Source organism: Paenibacillus sp. G34, assembly GCF_056856875.1.
In genome coordinates this window covers 1,755,984-1,771,480 of record NZ_CM166469.1, presented here as the reverse complement: position 1 = coordinate 1,771,480, position 15,497 = coordinate 1,755,984, and the positions used below count along the sequence as shown (strand labels likewise).

At 43.7% G+C, this 15,497-nt stretch carries 22 protein-coding genes and 1 pseudogene; 4 read left to right on the top strand and 19 right to left on the bottom strand.

Features of this window, described 5'->3' with window-relative positions; genetic code table 11:
• Nucleotides 1–112: 112 nt before the first annotated feature.
• Nucleotides 113–484: a hypothetical protein gene (locus AC1VYS_RS07950; protein WP_482913765.1), complete on the top strand. Its 372-nt coding sequence runs from the start codon at nt 113–115 to the stop codon at nt 482–484.
• Nucleotides 485–656: 172 nt separating this feature from the next.
• On the opposite strand, the gene AC1VYS_RS07945 is transcribed toward AC1VYS_RS07950, so the two are convergent.
• From AC1VYS_RS07945 to AC1VYS_RS07885, 13 genes and pseudogenes are all read right to left on the bottom strand, one after another.
• Nucleotides 657–1,136: a DinB family protein gene (locus AC1VYS_RS07945; RefSeq protein ID WP_482913764.1), complete on the bottom strand. Its 480-nt coding sequence runs from the start codon at nt 1,134–1,136 to the stop codon at nt 657–659.
• A gap of 61 nt (nt 1,137–1,197) precedes the next feature.
• Nucleotides 1,198–2,208, bottom strand: a complete 1,011-nt coding sequence (locus tag AC1VYS_RS07940; RefSeq protein WP_482913763.1) for an LLM class flavin-dependent oxidoreductase — start codon at nt 2,206–2,208, stop codon at nt 1,198–1,200.
• A gap of 48 nt (nt 2,209–2,256) precedes the next feature.
• Entirely contained in the window at nt 2,257–3,009 is a 753-nt protein-coding gene (locus tag AC1VYS_RS07935; RefSeq protein ID WP_482913762.1) for an amino acid ABC transporter ATP-binding protein, read from the bottom strand.
• A complete protein-coding gene (locus tag AC1VYS_RS07930) occupies nt 3,006–3,716 on the bottom strand; it encodes an amino acid ABC transporter permease (RefSeq protein ID WP_482913761.1) in 711 nt (236 codons plus the stop codon). Before AC1VYS_RS07930 ends, AC1VYS_RS07935 begins: the two co-directional genes overlap by 4 nt.
• Complete coding sequence (locus AC1VYS_RS07925; RefSeq protein ID WP_482913760.1) at nt 3,713–4,408, bottom strand: amino acid ABC transporter permease; 696 nt, start codon at nt 4,406–4,408, stop codon at nt 3,713–3,715. The genes AC1VYS_RS07930 and AC1VYS_RS07925 overlap by 4 nt, the downstream gene beginning before the upstream one ends.
• Before the next feature lie 27 nt (nt 4,409–4,435).
• Nucleotides 4,436–5,263, bottom strand: coding sequence for a transporter substrate-binding domain-containing protein (locus AC1VYS_RS07920; RefSeq protein WP_482913759.1), 828 nt, complete (start codon nt 5,261–5,263; stop codon nt 4,436–4,438).
• A gap of 483 nt (nt 5,264–5,746) precedes the next feature.
• Entirely contained in the window at nt 5,747–6,328 is a 582-nt protein-coding gene (locus AC1VYS_RS07915) for a chloramphenicol phosphotransferase CPT family protein (RefSeq protein ID WP_482913758.1), read from the bottom strand.
• A 33-nt stretch (nt 6,329–6,361) separates the two neighbouring features.
• Nucleotides 6,362–7,048 (bottom strand): hypothetical protein, encoded by a 687-nt coding sequence (locus AC1VYS_RS07910; RefSeq protein ID WP_482913757.1) that lies wholly within the window; start codon nt 7,046–7,048, stop codon nt 6,362–6,364.
• A gap of 34 nt (nt 7,049–7,082) precedes the next feature.
• Entirely contained in the window at nt 7,083–7,961 is an 879-nt protein-coding gene (locus AC1VYS_RS07905) for an alpha/beta fold hydrolase (RefSeq protein WP_482913756.1), read from the bottom strand.
• A 21-nt stretch (nt 7,962–7,982) separates the two neighbouring features.
• The gene (locus tag AC1VYS_RS07900; RefSeq protein ID WP_482913755.1) at nt 7,983–8,522 is read right to left on the bottom strand and encodes a hypothetical protein; all 540 of its coding nucleotides are present in this window, start codon (nt 8,520–8,522) and stop codon (nt 7,983–7,985) included.
• A 31-nt stretch (nt 8,523–8,553) separates the two neighbouring features.
• Nucleotides 8,554–9,279 (bottom strand): hypothetical protein, encoded by a 726-nt coding sequence (locus AC1VYS_RS07895; RefSeq protein ID WP_482913754.1) that lies wholly within the window; start codon nt 9,277–9,279, stop codon nt 8,554–8,556.
• A gap of 31 nt (nt 9,280–9,310) precedes the next feature.
• Nucleotides 9,311–9,577: pseudogene (locus tag AC1VYS_RS07890) on the bottom strand (hypothetical protein).
• A gap of 88 nt (nt 9,578–9,665) precedes the next feature.
• The gene (locus AC1VYS_RS07885) at nt 9,666–10,232 is read right to left on the bottom strand and encodes a histidine phosphatase family protein (RefSeq protein ID WP_482913753.1); all 567 of its coding nucleotides are present in this window, start codon (nt 10,230–10,232) and stop codon (nt 9,666–9,668) included.
• A gap of 218 nt (nt 10,233–10,450) precedes the next feature.
• On the opposite strand from AC1VYS_RS07885, the gene AC1VYS_RS07880 reads away from it, so the two are divergent.
• The 3 genes from AC1VYS_RS07880 (at nt 10,451) to AC1VYS_RS07870 (ending at nt 11,945) form a co-directional block, all read left to right on the top strand.
• Nucleotides 10,451–10,708: a hypothetical protein gene (locus tag AC1VYS_RS07880; protein WP_482913752.1), complete on the top strand. Its 258-nt coding sequence runs from the start codon at nt 10,451–10,453 to the stop codon at nt 10,706–10,708.
• 259 nt (nt 10,709–10,967) lie between these two features.
• Nucleotides 10,968–11,312 carry a hypothetical protein gene (locus tag AC1VYS_RS07875; protein ID WP_482913751.1) on the top strand — a complete coding sequence of 115 codons (345 nt, stop codon included), beginning with the start codon at nt 10,968–10,970 and terminating at the stop codon, nt 11,310–11,312.
• 27 nt (nt 11,313–11,339) lie between these two features.
• A complete protein-coding gene (locus AC1VYS_RS07870) occupies nt 11,340–11,945 on the top strand; it encodes a hypothetical protein (RefSeq protein WP_482913750.1) in 606 nt (201 codons plus the stop codon).
• 65 nt (nt 11,946–12,010) lie between these two features.
• Here the strand turns inward: AC1VYS_RS07870 and AC1VYS_RS07865 are convergent, their stop codons facing one another.
• The 6 genes from AC1VYS_RS07865 to AC1VYS_RS07840 all read right to left on the bottom strand — a co-directional run bounded on the left by AC1VYS_RS07865 (nt 12,011) and on the right by AC1VYS_RS07840 (nt 15,334).
• Nucleotides 12,011–12,490 carry a hypothetical protein gene (locus tag AC1VYS_RS07865; protein ID WP_482913749.1) on the bottom strand — a complete coding sequence of 160 codons (480 nt, stop codon included), beginning with the start codon at nt 12,488–12,490 and terminating at the stop codon, nt 12,011–12,013.
• Between the two features lie 33 nt (nt 12,491–12,523).
• Nucleotides 12,524–13,078 carry a hypothetical protein gene (locus tag AC1VYS_RS07860; RefSeq protein ID WP_482913748.1) on the bottom strand — a complete coding sequence of 185 codons (555 nt, stop codon included), beginning with the start codon at nt 13,076–13,078 and terminating at the stop codon, nt 12,524–12,526.
• A gap of 51 nt (nt 13,079–13,129) precedes the next feature.
• Complete coding sequence (locus AC1VYS_RS07855) at nt 13,130–13,513, bottom strand: hypothetical protein (RefSeq protein ID WP_482913747.1); 384 nt, start codon at nt 13,511–13,513, stop codon at nt 13,130–13,132.
• 56 nt (nt 13,514–13,569) lie between these two features.
• The gene (locus AC1VYS_RS07850; protein ID WP_482913746.1) at nt 13,570–14,133 is read right to left on the bottom strand and encodes a hypothetical protein; all 564 of its coding nucleotides are present in this window, start codon (nt 14,131–14,133) and stop codon (nt 13,570–13,572) included.
• Between the two features lie 34 nt (nt 14,134–14,167).
• Complete coding sequence (locus AC1VYS_RS07845) at nt 14,168–14,824, bottom strand: hypothetical protein (protein ID WP_482913745.1); 657 nt, start codon at nt 14,822–14,824, stop codon at nt 14,168–14,170.
• Nucleotides 14,825–14,890: 66 nt separating this feature from the next.
• The gene (locus tag AC1VYS_RS07840) at nt 14,891–15,334 is read right to left on the bottom strand and encodes a GNAT family N-acetyltransferase (protein ID WP_482913744.1); all 444 of its coding nucleotides are present in this window, start codon (nt 15,332–15,334) and stop codon (nt 14,891–14,893) included.
• Nucleotides 15,335–15,497 lie beyond the last annotated feature (163 nt).

The window sequence follows — 15,497 nt, the reverse complement described above, 5'->3', positions numbered from 1 at the left end:
GGTTCGTTTAATTTCTTATATACTCTATGTAGGCCTTTGTTTAAAACCAAAGAATCGATGCCCCAATAATGATGGAGACATCGATTCATATCATCTAACTATGAGGTGAATCATGAGTATGCAACTAAATAGGAAGTATATCACTATAGTTTTCACCGTTGTCATTATTGCTTTTCCTATTATCATTGGATTCTTTATGTTAAACAAGGTTGTCGATCCGGAAGAGATTATGGTTACGAAGACTGAAGTTTCTCCTGAACTTATTACGATACAAGGTGGATTTGGAGACAGTATCCGCAAATATCACGGTTACAACATCACACATCATGATCATTCACTATTCATCCAGATCAAAGGTAGCAAGCTTCCCATTGGAGGTCATAAGGACTTCAACATCTCGTTCCCTAATTCTTATGGTAATATTGCTGAAATCTACTTAGTAGGGAATGACAACGCTAAAAGAAAGATTTGGCCCCAGCCCTGACTTTCATCTGAAGCCAAGTTGAGCTAAGCACCTTCTGGTTACTTCCGGGTCACTTCCTATTCAATTCCAATCCTTATCTATCATAAAATCACAGACTTAACGGACTTAGACATAACGGATGCCTGCCTTCCCGTCGCTCTGACCACCGCATTCCCTATCACTGCACCTGCTTTTAGACCCACTCTTGTTTGATTCTGCGAATCTGGCTGAGATGGTTCTGCACATGAGCGACAAAACCCGGAATGATCGCGGCTAGAGATACCGTCTCGCCTTTGAAGTTAATGCCGGTTTTCTCCCATTCTTCGTCGCTCAGCCGCTCTAGTAGTCCTGAATTGTACCGAACCAGACCATTAGCAATCGTAATCAACTGAGAAATCTGCTCTTCGTTTGCTTTTTGTCCCGCAACCCATGCATCCTGGTTAAAACCAGGCAGCGTCGCCTGTGCTCCCGCTAATATTTCACGGATGCGGAAGGATACAACGATACTGTGGTCCACCAAGTGTGCCAGCACTTCGGTAACACTCCAGGAGGATGGAGAAGACTTCCACCTCAACTGCTGCTCGGTCAGATCTGCAATCTCCTGCTCAATCTCTTCATAAGCGTGCACATATGCCGATATGATTGATTCTGTCTTCACTGTTGTGTTCCCCATGATTACCGCTCTCCGATCTATATAAGTTTAACTACAATACGGATGATAGGATTTGCTGTGCTTACACCAGTTCCCCCGTAAATGCTTCTTTCAGCAATTGAAATGAACGTGTCCGTTGTTCAAAATTAGGAATAATTGTTGTAAATACAAAGCTATTCACGTCATATTCCTCCGACAGCTCAAGCAACCGCTTCCGCACCGTTTCCTTGGTACCGCGTGTAATGTCCGCTTCGCGCTCCACCACCGTATACGTTTCTCCCGCCTGTCTTGCGAATTCCGCTGCCTGCTCCAACGTCTGAACATTCACGGTTTTGCCACTCGCCAGCGTTGCACGCACCGTTTTGTGCTGTCCCGCCAGCGCGTTCGCCTCTTCTTCCGTATCTGCTGCAATGACTGACAAGGCTAGAATGGCTTCGGGCTCTCCGCCATGTTCGGTGTTAAACTGCGTTCGGTACGTATCAAGTGCGGTCCGTGCCGTTTCGGGATCGCTGTTGATAAACAGCGCAAACGCATAAGGTAGCCCCTGCTTGGCTGCCAGTTCCGCACTGGAAACACTCGTGCCCAGCATATAAATACGTGCCGGCTGCCCTGGTAACGGATGAGCTGTCAGTCCTGGCTGTGCATGGGTTTCACCTGCCGGAGCGTTCAGAAAGTTTCTCAGTTCCACCAGTTTGTCATCCAGCGTTTCCGGCTCGGCGATTCCCTTTTGCAACGCCTTTGTGGAACGAGGTAAGCCGCCTGGAGCTCGCCCAATCCCTAGTTCAACTCGTCCCGGAGCTAGTGTCGCGAGCACATTGAAACTTTCAGCCACCTTATATGGGCTATAATGCTGGAGCATCACACCACCGGAGCCGATCCGAATCTTTTGAGTCTGAGCAAGCAAGTACGACACGAGCACTTCCGGCGATGATCCGGCAACACCTTCCGAGTCATGGTGCTCCGCTACCCAAAACCGGTCATATCCAAGTGATTCGCCAAGCTTCGCCAGTTCTACGGTATTTTTCAACGCCTCCGCAGCCGACTGGCCCGGAAACACAATGCTCTGATCCAAAATCCCTAATGTAAATGACATATCTCTTCCCCCTTGGATATTCCTTATCATGTTTCTGATCCCGTTTTCTTATATGGAATATGCAGTATCCGGTGTAATGCGTTTGAGAAACTGCTTCGTACGTTCTTCCTTCGGATAGCGGAACAGCTGCTTCGGCTCTCCTTCTTCCACAATGACCCCGCCATCCATAAATACAACATGGTTCGCCACTTCCTGTGCAAAACCCATTTCGTGAGTCACGATGATCATCGTTATGCCTTCCTCCGCAATCTGGCGAATAACCGCCAGCACCTCGCCTACAAGTTCCGGGTCCAGCGCGGAGGTCGGTTCGTCAAACAGAATAACCTCCGGATTCATCGCCAGCGCCCGTGCAATACCGACACGCTGTTGCTGTCCACCTGAAAGCTGACTGGGGTATGAATCGAGCTTGTTTCCGAGACCTACCTTCTCAAGCAAAGCGACACTCCGCGTACGCGCTTCCTCTTTAGCTACTTTACGAACAGCCACAAGTCCTTCCATCACATTTTGCAACGCTGTTTTGTGGCGGAACAGATTGTATTGCTGGAATACCATAGCTGATTTTTGGCGTAAGGCATGGATGTCCTTTTTGGCGTGTTTGCCGTAATCCAAGGTGAAATCACCGAGTGTGATATGCCCGGAGTCTGGTTTTTCCAAATAGTTAATGCAGCGCAGAAGCGTTGTTTTACCTGATCCACTGGGCCCCAGAATCGCAACGACCTCTCCGCGCGCCACCTTCAGATCAATTCCTGACAGCACCTTATTGTCTCCGAAGCTTTTGTGTATTTGCTTGAGTTCAATCATGACACGCCTCCCCGGTTGTACGACCTGAACCGCTTCTCTGCCACTGCGGTCAGTCTTTCAATCATGACGGTCAGACCCCAGAAGATGAGGGCTGCCGCCACATATGCCTCGAAAAATTTCCAGTTGGTCGATGCAACAATTTGCGCCTTGGCATTAATCTCCACGACCGATACTGCAAATGCCAGTGTAGATCCGTGCAACATGCCAATCAGCATGTTAGAAATGTTGGGTAGACTGGCTGCAAAAGCCTGCGGCAACACAATTCTGCGCAGTGCCTTCGTCGCTGTCATACCCAGTGAATACGCCGCTTCGATCTGACCGCGATCCACCGCGAGCAAGCCGGATCTGACAATCTCTGATGCATAAGCACCAGCCGTAATCGAGAACGCTAGATAAGCAAAACCGATCAATGGAATAGAAGAGGAGTTGAACCCCAGTCCGAGTGATGAAGACACGCTGTCAATAATCATCGGCAGTCCGAAATAGATCAGTAGCAGATGTGTAATCATCGGTGTACCGCGAATAAAGGTGACATAGGCCGTCGCCAGCTGGCTCAGTACAGGAATCCGAAACTGACGGAGAAGGGCAACCGCTGTGCCGATGATAAAACCAAGCACCACCGAGACCACCGTGATGGCCAGTGTAATCGGAATGACACCGAGAAGCTGCACGAAAGCGGTCCATACAAAGGAAAGATCAAAGCTCATATCGGAGCAAACCCCCTCTTCTGCACTCTCCGCTCAAGCACACCGAACACCCGCTCCAGCACAAAACTCAAAACAAAATAAATGAGTGCCAGCGAGATATACGCTTCAATAAAATGACGAGAGATCGTTGCCAGCGTAGACGATTTGCCCGTCATCTCCATGATACCCACACTGAATGCAAGGGATGTGTCCTTCAAGCTGCCAATCACCATGTTGGCGAATATAGGCAATGCCGTCACATAGGCCTGCGGCAAAACAATCCGGAAGAACGCTTGCGGGCCAGACATGCCCATGGCATAAGCTGCTTCGACCTGTCCCCGATCCACGGAAGCGACGGAAGCCCGAATCATCTCCACCATAAACGCTCCACTATTGAGCGAGTAAGTCATAATGACAAAGTAGATGGCAGGTGCACGGTTCGCATTAATCCCGAACAGACCCAAAATTTCCGGCACGCCGTAATAGAACAAAAACAGCTGAATCAAAATCGGAGTTCCGCGAAAAAAGGACACATACAGCTTAGACAGCTGTTTCAGCACCGGAATATTGTACATCTGCGGCAGTGCCGCGATGGAGCTGATGATTAGACCAAGCACCATTGCACTAACTACAATGAGAAGCGTAGTACTGATGGTGGGTAGGAGCTTTACAAAGTAGTCGATGACATAACTGAATTCAAATGGTGCACCCATCGTTGCGACCTGCCTTTCCTGTACGTGTTATTTCGTTTCTGATTGCGTAGCATCAAAGCCAAGCCACTGCTCACTCAGTTTCTTCAACGTACCGTCTGCCTTGATTTCCTTGAGTGCTTCATCGATGCGGTCAGCGAGCTTTTGCTCGTCCGGATCATTCTTGCGAAACATAAACAGGGTATCCGATTCACTGAGTGGTGGACCGACCAGTTTCAGCTCGCCGCTCGGATCAATAAGTGGAAGCGTAAAGTCCGCTGCTACAAATGCTGCAACCCGTCCAGCCTTGAGCTGTGCGATGGAATCGTTGGCCACACCGCTTGAATACACAATATCTAGTGCATTGTTATTCTGCTTGTTGTAGTTTTCCAATAAAATGGCCTGGGCACTTGTTGCTGTCGTTAGCACTTTTTTGCCTTTCAGATCATCAATGGAATGAATGGTATTGTCATCTTTGAGAACCGCGATTTTGTTCTTCCAGTGGGAATATGCTTCTTTATTGAATAAATATTTCTGTTCGCGCTCCGGGTTTTTCTCCATCTGATGCGCAACCATGTCAATTTTGTTCGTTTCGAGGCTGAGCAACAAGTTCGTGAACTCCATCGTCTGCAGATCGAACTCGTAATCATCCAAGCGTTTATCAATTTCTCTGACGAGTTCTACATCATATCCCGTCAGTTTGTTATTTTCGTCAATAAAAGCGACATTCGGAAATTGCGTGCCTGTTCCCACAATAATCTTGGTTGGTTCTTTCGCTCCGCCAGCTCCCGATGCTGTCTTCGTGTCTCCCCCGGTACTGCATCCTGTGAGCGCCAATACGATTGCAGTTGTAAGTGTTAGAACAGACCATTTTTTCATGTTTTTCTCCCCCGTTATGTGTGCGATTATTTTAAACCACTAATTCTTACATGTTAACTAGGAATTAATTGATCTAAAAATAGCATTCCAACAGAAACATCGTCAACGGGTTTACTTATAGAACAATTCTATATATAAATAAAATATTCGATGGGTGCGATTACACCTCACCTTAACATTACCGTGAGTGTCCACTTGCAATGATATAGACGACTTCTACATTAAACCTGATTCATTATCGTCATCTAACGGTGATCTCGGAGAAACAAGCAAAAAACCTAACGAAGAATCGTTAGGTTCAACATGTCTAACACTCTTATGAAACTATAACTACCCCTTCTCCTTCACTTATCTTCTATATAAGTTGAACTAAAGATGTTTACACGGAGCACTCCAACGACAGAATAACCTTCCCATCGCTGTTATCCCCGGATTTTTCTATCCTCTCTGTTTCTGTGTAAATAAATAGTTCAACTTATATAGTTATCTTCGACTTAACTTCTTAAATGCCGAGTACTCTTGCCCGGAGCTTATATAACTTAGTATTTTTTCCGCACATGCAGCTGAACTGAGTTCTTCTGTATTCAATTCCAAATCATACTCATCGTAGGCGTATATGTAATCGAACTGGGAATGAGCAAGCCCGATCTCGCGATCTCCCCGGCTCTGCTCCCTTCTGGTAAGTTCTTCTTTGGAGCAATGAACACCAACAAACAATATCGGATAATCCGCAAGCAAGTCATAAAAATCATTGAAAAACTTGTCATCGCTGATGACCGTATCCACAATTACATTCAGGCCGAGCTCCGAAAACAGTTTAATAGTTGAGTAGTACAATGAGCCAATCGGGCCAAATAGGATATCTGACATCACACCCGGCTCCACTTCTCTTGTTGGCTGCATATCTGGATATGTCGTATCGATGAACTGATCGTAGTTCTGAAAAAATTGATCTACGGACAGATGATGCAGCGGCATTTCCCCCTGCTTTTTCATTTCCAGCGCAATGCTTGTCTTGCCTGAACTTGACGTTCCGTTCAAAAAGATAATAAGTCCTCGTTCCATATGGTTCATCCTTATCTATTAAATTGGTGTTGACTAGCTGAGCCCTTCTCCCTTTAAGATATCCTTTGAAAATTGATCTACAGCGAGCCAGGTAGACACATCTTCTTCTACATACTTCTTCCAAGCGATTACAACATGAATTTCACATATTTCATCCGATTCCATCTGTGACATGGGCACATTAATCCCTTTTCCGGAGCTCAGAATGTACCCTTGTGCTTCAACATCAATACCTTCACCATAGGATTTCGGAATCCGATCCCCTTGGTTTCTCCTCATCATTAACAGCGTTCCGTCTTGTGTACCGAGATGTAACTGAACCGTTTGATTTTTATATTCAATCGCTTCGAGTCCTTCTCCAGTATCCGATCCACAGCTTGTCCAGTTATATCCCTCTTTCCACAAGGCTGTGAAGCTGCACTCATCAATCTGGTGATCATTCTTTGGTTTGATTCTGAACACAGCTCCCCAGCATTCTTCTACTGCCTGATCACACGCAAGTTCTACATCCACTCTACAAATCGCGAGTTCGCAGTCCGATGAGTCGTAGTAATACTTATACAACCATCCACCGCTGTTGAGCTTGGCGCAATCTGTTGCAAGATAGGATTGGTTGGAGACCGAAAGTGAGAATTCCACGGTGCCCATAGGTGTACATATAGACGGCATCGCAGGCATCGCCTGTTGAACGATGGTTTCTTTTCCATGAAAAAGCTTCATGTTCTCTCTCCTTTGAATTGTTGCTTCACAGCCATCATTCATTCCAGAATTCAATGATTTTCTGGTTTACCAGATCCGCTTGCTCGTGGTTAATCGCATGACCTGCATCTCGAATGATCTCAAAATTCAACTGGTTGCGCTGTAGCTTATGTATCGCTTTTGGATAGTTAGAGAGGATGTCATGTTCCCCGATCAGAAACTTGGCCTTTCCTACCAGTGTGGCAAGTTCCACATCATCAACAAATTGTATTCGGTGTTTCATCATAGACTTGTTGTTAAAATACTTCAGCAAATAATACCAGTGTCGCATCAATTCTTCATTCTCGGCAAAGACCGCATAGTTAGGGCCACATAATTTTCGAAGCAGCTTCTCACAATTTTTTTCCGAGGGGAACAATGCTTCAGGCATAAAGGCTTTCATCATTTTGACCATCACTTCAAACGTACTCGATGAAATTCCGCCTGCCAGACACATCGCTTTCCTGATTCTGTCAGGTCTTTTTAGTGTGTAAAAATAGGACAGATATGCACCATAAGACACGCCACAAATATATGAATTGTGGAGCTGAAAAGCGTCCATGATGTCATCCATCCATTTCACCTGATCAAACCGTTTGAAATAGTCGGCGTTCGGCTCACTTTTTCCCGATCCTCCAATCGAATCAACGGCTATGACATAGAACTTCTTGGATAGCTCGTTCATGTTGTACAGCCACATCATTGCCGCATTATCCGCAGTTCCATGGAACAGTAACAAGGAAGGGTTTTGCGGATCTCCGGCAGTAATCACATGTGTCTGTCCAAAGCTCGTTTCAATAAATTCCTCTTCAATATGAACATCATACGATTGCAGTAGCTTGTCATACGACTGGTAGATGAGCTGTCTTCCTTGAGGTGATTTATATCTCTCCATTAGGCACCATTTCCCTTCCCTTTACATGGATGCTTCTCTTTCCTTTTTAACATATTGTCTAAAATAATTCCTAAACACATCATAGATTTCCTGCACTTCAAGGATCTCTTCTTGGAACTTTTCCTGTATTTCTATTCTTTGTTTATATTCCAGCTCGATGTTAAATTCCTCGGCTTCATAATGAGTTAATAATTCAAAAAAGTACTCACAAGGCTCCTTCACTGCTTCACAACCGTCAGCATACTGTCCAGCTTCCATCAGAAAGCTGGCCCAGGATAATTCTCTTCTGTCGTATTTTATGTACAAACAAGCAATATACTGATCAAAATGTGTATGATTATAATAAGTACAAAAAGGTTCGGAGTGGATGTATTTGTTAACGATTTCAATAGCCGCACCTTGATATCTAATCGTTGCTAATTCAATGATCCAATACGGCGGCTCCTCGTATTCCATAATAATGTCATCACAAAACGGGTGGAAGTGTTTGTACCAGATTAATTTACTCTGGAGCATAATCCCGAGCTTACAAGCAAACTCTTTGCTAAGTTCAATCTTCATACATATACTCCTTCTGTAAGCTTGAATAGGATTAACGCTTGCCTATGAATAATTTCGTCTGAGTCCAATGAAGATTATAACCATAACGATACAACTCGAAGTATGGATACAGGCAGTTTTCTGCTTCCTGCAGACCTTCATAACGGGGCCATTGCAAGTAATAGGCTACCCAATAATCACAAGCAATAGAATAATAGGCTTCACTGAGGATTTCAATCGCTTCATCGTAGTCACTGCGAGAGCTAAGGAGATCTCCGAGAGCTTCATAAACCGCCTCGCTATCTTCTTCGTCCGTGCCTTGGATGGCTCTTTGCTCTAACTTGCCAAGTTCACCCTGCGGTAACACAACCACTTCCTGCACACAGGCCAGCTCTTGTAATGCTTCCTTAGCGATATCCGCTGATTCGTCATCTTCTGGCACCATAGAGAACAGACTTTTCAAGCCTACAATGAGCTCCAGACCTAGTCTTCGTAACGTTTCATCGGAAGCAACCTCATATCCACCATTGAAATAACCGGGCACATATTCGCCGGTGAAGTCCTCCGGATTCAACATCGCATAGATCGGACGTATTCTGTTCAAGAAAAACTGGCCCTCTGGAATAGGCTCAAATACTCGTTCAACACCTGCACCTGACGGCATAAACCACTGAAAAAATCCATACAGATGGTCTGCTTCAACCTGTTCGCCATCTTCTGGCATAAACTCTTCTCCACCCATTGCTAAACAATAGCGGCCATAATCTTGTTGATCCATACATACCCTCTCCCCTCTTTTTCGGGCAATCCTACCACTCTCTCCATTCTTCCGTAATATCTTCACCCTCCTTGATGTACAAACCAGCCAATCTAGCTGCCTTGTCGATAAAATCAGCCAGTTCATCTCGTTCCATCGTTTCAATAAAATAATCATGGGCTTAACTCGTTTAAAAAGTGATCCAGCACTTGTTCCGACATTTGTATTCTTTCTTCTGTGAACATATCGTCTCCGTATTCGACCATTCTTTTACTCTGAGTTTCGTCGGTTTGTCCTGAAAGAAGTTGGGCAGTGTCATTCGAGCTATTCCCTCCAACCTCAATATTATCTATATTTTACCTATAACCAAGATGACGTACTAACTCTTCTGTCGAATCACTTTTTCCTTATTCTTGCCAGAGCCTTCTCACTTTCTCTAGGGTTAGCCCGTCGAATTGTAATTGGTAGATATCCGGTTTCGTAGTCTGGTTCATAAAATGCAATCCGTAACTTGGATCGAATTCATTCATTATTAACGTCATGACATGTCCGTGTGTGCCGATCGCTATATTTCCCCCCTCATATTCTTCTAAAATCTGCTTCATGACACTCACAGCCCTATGCTGGCAGACTCTGTTCGATTCGCCTCCCGGTAATGCGTAGTCAGGGTCATCAAACATCTGCTGCTCAGCAGATGCAAAATCTTCATCCGCCACAACCCCATCGGAAAAATGTCTTTCTCGCAGATCCTCCATGATCTGTATATCTGTTTTCAACATGGTTGCCAGCCCCTCCAATGTCAAAACAGCCCGGGCATAAGGACTTGAAATGATGGTATGTATTCCTTCTTCCTTTAATATCTCTGTTACTTTAGCTGCATTCTCCCTGCCCTTCAAGGTAAGTCCTCTCGTCCTTTCTGTTCCTTCGTTGTACGGTGACTCAGCATGTCTGACCATATAAATGATCGTTTTCATAGGTTCCTCCTTACATAATCGATCTGGATAGACATCAATGGCCCAATAGGTCTTAACATTTATATATGTCAAGATGCCTCACCTTGTCTATTACAATAATATATAATAGAGTATCTTTAGAGTTTATTTCCATAAAAGGAGAATTAACACCTATGAGAATGAAATTTTTGGTTCTGACTCTACTTATCTTCTTATCCTTATCAGCAGGCTGTTCTAGTATGTCTACCTCACATAAGCAACGTATTGTAGAAACGGCCGCCCCCATAAGTGTTCAATATATAAAAAAGTATTATAATGCGGACTTTATTGTAACCAGTCACGAGATTGATGCTCCTCACATTCATCCACACCTATATCTGTATGGTTATATCAAGGGACATAAAGATGAGAAAGTTACCGTCTACTACGACTATGATAAACAGGAAGTTATCGATGTCGGAGGACCAGGCTGGTTTATTGATAGTCGAAATCTGTAAGAGGAGATACCTTCTTCCTGAGAAAATTCTACGTGAGAGAAGGATTCCATGTTGTTGTTGCTTAGGTATGGCGACCTGAAGCAAACCTCTGTGTCTATTTTCTGTAGTAGTTAGACGTAGTTGATTTGTGAATAATTTATCTATATTCGTTATGTTCATGATTAATCAATTTCTACATACCTCTCTATGCTATACCAGCGGGTTATCTCATAACGTTAATATTAATTAACGAGATTCAATTAAGGGAGAATGAACAACCATGAAAGTAAAACCTGTGGCTCTAATCCTACTTACTCTTTTGTTCTTCATAGCAGGCTGTTCAAGTATGTCTACCTCAGAAAAGAAACGTATCGTAGAAACGGCTACACCCATTAGTGTTCAATATATAAAAAAATACTATTATGCGGACTTTATTGTAACGGGTCACGATATTGATGCTCCTTACATCCATTCACGCCTATACCTATACGGTTACATCAAGGGACATGAGGATGAACATATTACAGTTGCCTACAATTACGATACACAGGAGGTATTCAGTGTAGAAGGACCAGGATGGTTTATGGATAGTCGAAATCCAAAAAAAGATATGCCTTCATCTTAAAAAAATCTGCATAGAAAGGATAATATGATGTCTCTTTTCCAAAAGAAATACATACTCATCTCCATATTAGGTGTGCTCGTTATCTCTATTGCTATCATCGGAATTATAAAGGTTCAATCCAAACCGGATCAAACCGTCTATACCGTAGTCAATCTTCCTGCCAACTCCATTACCTTTAGCGAAGTGGACAAGCTTCATGCGTTTGCTGAATTAATCGTGATTGGATATGCAACAGACCAGTTTGCGGATCGTGAACATGTCATAACTGCATTTGATGACGGAACCATGCAATCCTTCCACACCAACACCACTATTAAGATCAAGCAAGTCCTAAAGAAACCTGAGGATTTCCCTTCAGATCTAACCGAGTTGACAGTCGTTGAACCTGTCAGCCTGGATGGGAATGTCAAGTACACGGCAAATGATTATGTAGAACTACAGAAGGACGAACCAAGTGTGCTATTTTTGCTGAGAAACTCCTATGGTGACTACGGTTTGATTAATGATAACTTGGGAAAATTCAGCTTGGAAGGCGTAAGTCCATATCGCTTACCCGAATCCTCCACATCACAACAATTATCCGATTACCAAATCTTTCGGGATGTCGTTATGAAAAAATACCACCTGGACTAGGATTCAGCCCCAACGTTGGGGCTTTTTCGTTTGAATTTATACTTAAAAGGCTGTCACGGCAAATTTTACAATCGTTTATCCCGATCATACTCCGTCAATTTCTCTTCAATGAACGCCCATGCGCTGTTCAGATCTCGGTGAACCCAATCAATGTCGTCAATAGGCTCGTCACTATATTCTCCCAAAATCAAAGTTCGTATTGCCTCTTCCGATTGTTTGCCTACAACAAGTGCTTCTGGGAAAGGAATTCTCCCAGACTTGGCTTTACCGATATCAAAAACACGCTCGATCAGATCGCCCCATTCGTAGACCAGCTCACTAAAGTCCAAAATCAAACCGTCTGGTTCCCAGGCTTCCACTGCTGCTTCTCCGATGGCACACATATAAATAGCATCTGAATTCCCAGATGAACCAAAACCATACTCACCCATGAATTTCAAGATCATGATGCTACAGTAATTAACGGCTTGGGAATCTCCCATATGCACTTCATATTTCAAATCACTAAGCTCTTCCAGCTTTAATTGCTTGGTTACAATGTCCATAATATCCTCCACATATAACTTTATATTACTCTTCTATCCGAACCAGAAAATCACGCGTACATCTTGAGGCTCTCCTAACACGGAAAGCTTCGGGATCGTTTCATAAATAAAATCGGAACATATCTGTTTAACCTCTCTATATTCCATAAACGCATCACAATAAAAGCGCTCGTCCCAATTGAACTGCATAAGCTCTTCTAACAAGAGCCAGCTGTGGTCATAGAAGTCATCTTTACTCTCTAATGCCACTTGAAGCAGCTCGGGAGAAAGATCAGCCGGAAGACCTCGCGGGGCAGCTATAAACTTAAGATTACGGTCATTTCTGGTATTGGACAAAATACCAAACAGATCGTAGTTTCTAACTCCGCTGTAAAATTGATATGGATTGATCTGTACGAGTTGAGCAGCACACTCTTCCAGGTAGAGATGGTAGTTGGGATTCACCTTCCAGTGATCCTCGCTAACCCAACGGGCTGTGTCCTTCAATTCTTTTTCACTTTTCGGGATTTCGATCAGACTGCCATTCGCCCATTGATACTCTCTTCGGTAGTGTTTTTTCTCTACATAAAACCAAATATCTGTCCCCATAACTCCTCCTGACTTTACTGCGACTTTTTCGAATCATCGACTTCTACCTCTTTAAATACGTTGGTCCAATGCTATGATTTCACCTTTCCAGTTCAAACTTATGATTTCTTTGTCCTTCATTAAACACCAGTCAATGATCTCCCCTATCAGTCGTGGTGTAACTACGCCATCGTTCCATACGGGTGTTCGAACTCTTCGGTGACCCATATAATCTGCAGTCCACCCTTCAAACTCTTTACCGATAATCACTAATATTGGAGCCAAGAGATGATCTCTACTGCACTGTCCCACCTCATAAGTGACGATAAACATTTTATCTTCAGAAATGATATGTAATTTCATGATGCCTTCATCGTCCAGATCCGGCTTTACATACCAATAAAATAATCGATTCGCACGAATAATGCTGCGTTTATATTTCTTCCTTACGCCCATCCATTCACCTCATAGCACGGCGCATCTGATCACTTTACCCAGTTCATGATGAGCTGCTATTTTTTCATATAATTATAAACATTAAAATCATCATATTTCACATAGAATCCTTCCTTGATAAGCTTCTGTTCTTCCTTCTCAATTCCAAAGGAAAAAGCTGCGCCTGGACCAAGTCCTGTCTGACCTACTGCAATCTCTTTCCCATTCTTATCGTACAATTTCACATTAGTGTCCATAGATGTACTAATCCCCTCATCAGTAAAGTATCCATTATATATAAATACTCCCGATGGATCGTGCATATTAAAGATCGTCCTAAACGAAAAATAAATATCGTTACCTCTATTCACCACATCCAGCAGCAGATTGGAGTTGTGGATCTCGGCTGCTTGGATATCTTTTTTCATGGGTTCATCGACGTTAAACGTGATCCATTCCGGTTTCACAAAAATTTCAACAGGAATATGTTCTGATCTCAGCGTGACGGTATACCCATCTTGGTTCAAAACCTTCTCTGCTATTGCCTCGCTTGTGTATTCTGACTTGTAATACTGATATATAAATATCGCAGCCACAATCACAATAACCGTTGAAAGTAATGCCCTTCTTCTATTGTTCATATCTGTTCCTTTCCATTTCGGTGCTTAACTAAGACTACACGCTCATCTCTTCAGCGATTTGAATTAGAGCTGCTGCGGACTGCTGCTGGCCAATCAGTTCATACTGTAGCGCCTTTCCACTGCTTCCAACCTCAATCCAGATCAACCGATCCGTTCCGTGATTCGAAAAATAAAATGCTTCCGCGCCCCGAACGCGTAGCGGTTTCACCTGAGACAGTTCATCCTCTGACAAATAAATTCGGCTTTTGGTTGTCCCATAAATGTGAAGGGTCAGTTCCCCTTCTCCTTGATAACAAATTCGGACACCTACAAGTGTGTTGTTTGGATGCAAATCGCGGATCACAACCTGTTGTCCAGTGGTTCTGCTCTCTTCAGCCATAGCTTCAATCTCATCCGGTGTCAGATTATTGAATCCATAATAGACCTGAATGCTCTCAACCCCCGCACGGGCCGGAAATTGTGGCTGCCACTCCGTCAACTTTTCCTTCAACTGCTCCAGTCCGTGCTCCCATTCAACGGCAGCATAATTCGTCTGCTGAGTGAACTGGTGCTCTCCAGCATTTGCAATGTAAATGGCCTTTCCATCACCGGGTTTCAGATTGCGTATAATTTGATCTACAACGTAATCACTTTCCTGCGATTCCATCTGAATTCTACCAAGAAAATCACCGCTCTGACTCTTCATATCCATTGGTAATCACTCCTCAGATTTGATATGTATCGATTATTCAGATCAATGTACCTGCCACATGTTGAATTACATATTTAGTACAAATCCTGTCTTCTTACCTCTTTCAAACCCTGCTCTCGCATAAAAACGATGTACTTCTTCTCGCTGGGAACCCGTCATTAACATCAATTTATAACAATGATTTTGCTCGGCGATATCCTTGGCCTTCTCAAGTGCCAGTTGACCCAAACCCTGCCTCCTGTAATCTTTATGCGTTATTACATTTTCGATCAATCCATAGGGTCTGGCATTTCTAGTCAGATTTTTAATAATGACTACAATACAAGAAGCAACAAGTACATTCTCATGTTCCACAACAACAATGTGCATGTTCTTGTCCTGCAGCATTTCAGCCCAATGATCAGCCAAACCTTGATCTCTGTTTAGTTCAGGATCATTCGGTTGAAGAAACGTATACAGCAATAACAAATCCTCTAATTCATCTTCACGAATCAAACGAGCTTGAGTCATGCCACCTCACCTTTCTACAGAATCAATCGATCTTTTATACTAAAACCATGACATTTTCTCTCAATCTTGTCAATTCATCATACTATATTGGTTTTGTGCAAGGGTATCTTGTAAAAGGTGAAGCGGGACGCGACTGTGCAATAGCAACCCGCGTAAGGGTGAG

What these genes read in the sequence shown, in the direction of transcription:
- AC1VYS_RS07950 (WP_482913765.1), top strand. Translation starts at nt 113, where the DNA reads ATGAGTATGCAACTAAATAGGAAGTATATCACTATAGTTTTCACCGTT.
- AC1VYS_RS07945 (WP_482913764.1), bottom strand. Translation starts at nt 1,136, where the DNA reads ATGGGGAACACAACAGTGAAGACAGAATCAATCATATCGGCATATGTG.
- AC1VYS_RS07940 (WP_482913763.1), bottom strand. Translation starts at nt 2,208, where the DNA reads ATGTCATTTACATTAGGGATTTTGGATCAGAGCATTGTGTTTCCGGGC.
- AC1VYS_RS07935 (WP_482913762.1), bottom strand. Translation starts at nt 3,009, where the DNA reads ATGATTGAACTCAAGCAAATACACAAAAGCTTCGGAGACAATAAGGTG.
- AC1VYS_RS07930 (WP_482913761.1), bottom strand. Translation starts at nt 3,716, where the DNA reads ATGAGCTTTGATCTTTCCTTTGTATGGACCGCTTTCGTGCAGCTTCTC.
- AC1VYS_RS07925 (WP_482913760.1), bottom strand. Translation starts at nt 4,408, where the DNA reads ATGGGTGCACCATTTGAATTCAGTTATGTCATCGACTACTTTGTAAAG.
- AC1VYS_RS07920 (WP_482913759.1), bottom strand. Translation starts at nt 5,263, where the DNA reads ATGAAAAAATGGTCTGTTCTAACACTTACAACTGCAATCGTATTGGCG.
- AC1VYS_RS07915 (WP_482913758.1), bottom strand. Translation starts at nt 6,328, where the DNA reads ATGGAACGAGGACTTATTATCTTTTTGAACGGAACGTCAAGTTCAGGC.
- AC1VYS_RS07910 (WP_482913757.1), bottom strand. Translation starts at nt 7,048, where the DNA reads ATGAAGCTTTTTCATGGAAAAGAAACCATCGTTCAACAGGCGATGCCT.
- AC1VYS_RS07905 (WP_482913756.1), bottom strand. Translation starts at nt 7,961, where the DNA reads ATGGAGAGATATAAATCACCTCAAGGAAGACAGCTCATCTACCAGTCG.
- AC1VYS_RS07900 (WP_482913755.1), bottom strand. Translation starts at nt 8,522, where the DNA reads ATGAAGATTGAACTTAGCAAAGAGTTTGCTTGTAAGCTCGGGATTATG.
- AC1VYS_RS07895 (WP_482913754.1), bottom strand. Translation starts at nt 9,279, where the DNA reads ATGGATCAACAAGATTATGGCCGCTATTGTTTAGCAATGGGTGGAGAA.
- AC1VYS_RS07885 (WP_482913753.1), bottom strand. Translation starts at nt 10,232, where the DNA reads ATGAAAACGATCATTTATATGGTCAGACATGCTGAGTCACCGTACAAC.
- AC1VYS_RS07880 (WP_482913752.1), top strand. Translation starts at nt 10,451, where the DNA reads ATGTCTACCTCACATAAGCAACGTATTGTAGAAACGGCCGCCCCCATA.
- AC1VYS_RS07875 (WP_482913751.1), top strand. Translation starts at nt 10,968, where the DNA reads ATGAAAGTAAAACCTGTGGCTCTAATCCTACTTACTCTTTTGTTCTTC.
- AC1VYS_RS07870 (WP_482913750.1), top strand. Translation starts at nt 11,340, where the DNA reads ATGTCTCTTTTCCAAAAGAAATACATACTCATCTCCATATTAGGTGTG.
- AC1VYS_RS07865 (WP_482913749.1), bottom strand. Translation starts at nt 12,490, where the DNA reads ATGGACATTGTAACCAAGCAATTAAAGCTGGAAGAGCTTAGTGATTTG.
- AC1VYS_RS07860 (WP_482913748.1), bottom strand. Translation starts at nt 13,078, where the DNA reads ATGGGGACAGATATTTGGTTTTATGTAGAGAAAAAACACTACCGAAGA.
- AC1VYS_RS07855 (WP_482913747.1), bottom strand. Translation starts at nt 13,513, where the DNA reads ATGGGCGTAAGGAAGAAATATAAACGCAGCATTATTCGTGCGAATCGA.
- AC1VYS_RS07850 (WP_482913746.1), bottom strand. Translation starts at nt 14,133, where the DNA reads ATGAACAATAGAAGAAGGGCATTACTTTCAACGGTTATTGTGATTGTG.
- AC1VYS_RS07845 (WP_482913745.1), bottom strand. Translation starts at nt 14,824, where the DNA reads ATGGATATGAAGAGTCAGAGCGGTGATTTTCTTGGTAGAATTCAGATG.
- AC1VYS_RS07840 (WP_482913744.1), bottom strand. Translation starts at nt 15,334, where the DNA reads ATGACTCAAGCTCGTTTGATTCGTGAAGATGAATTAGAGGATTTGTTA.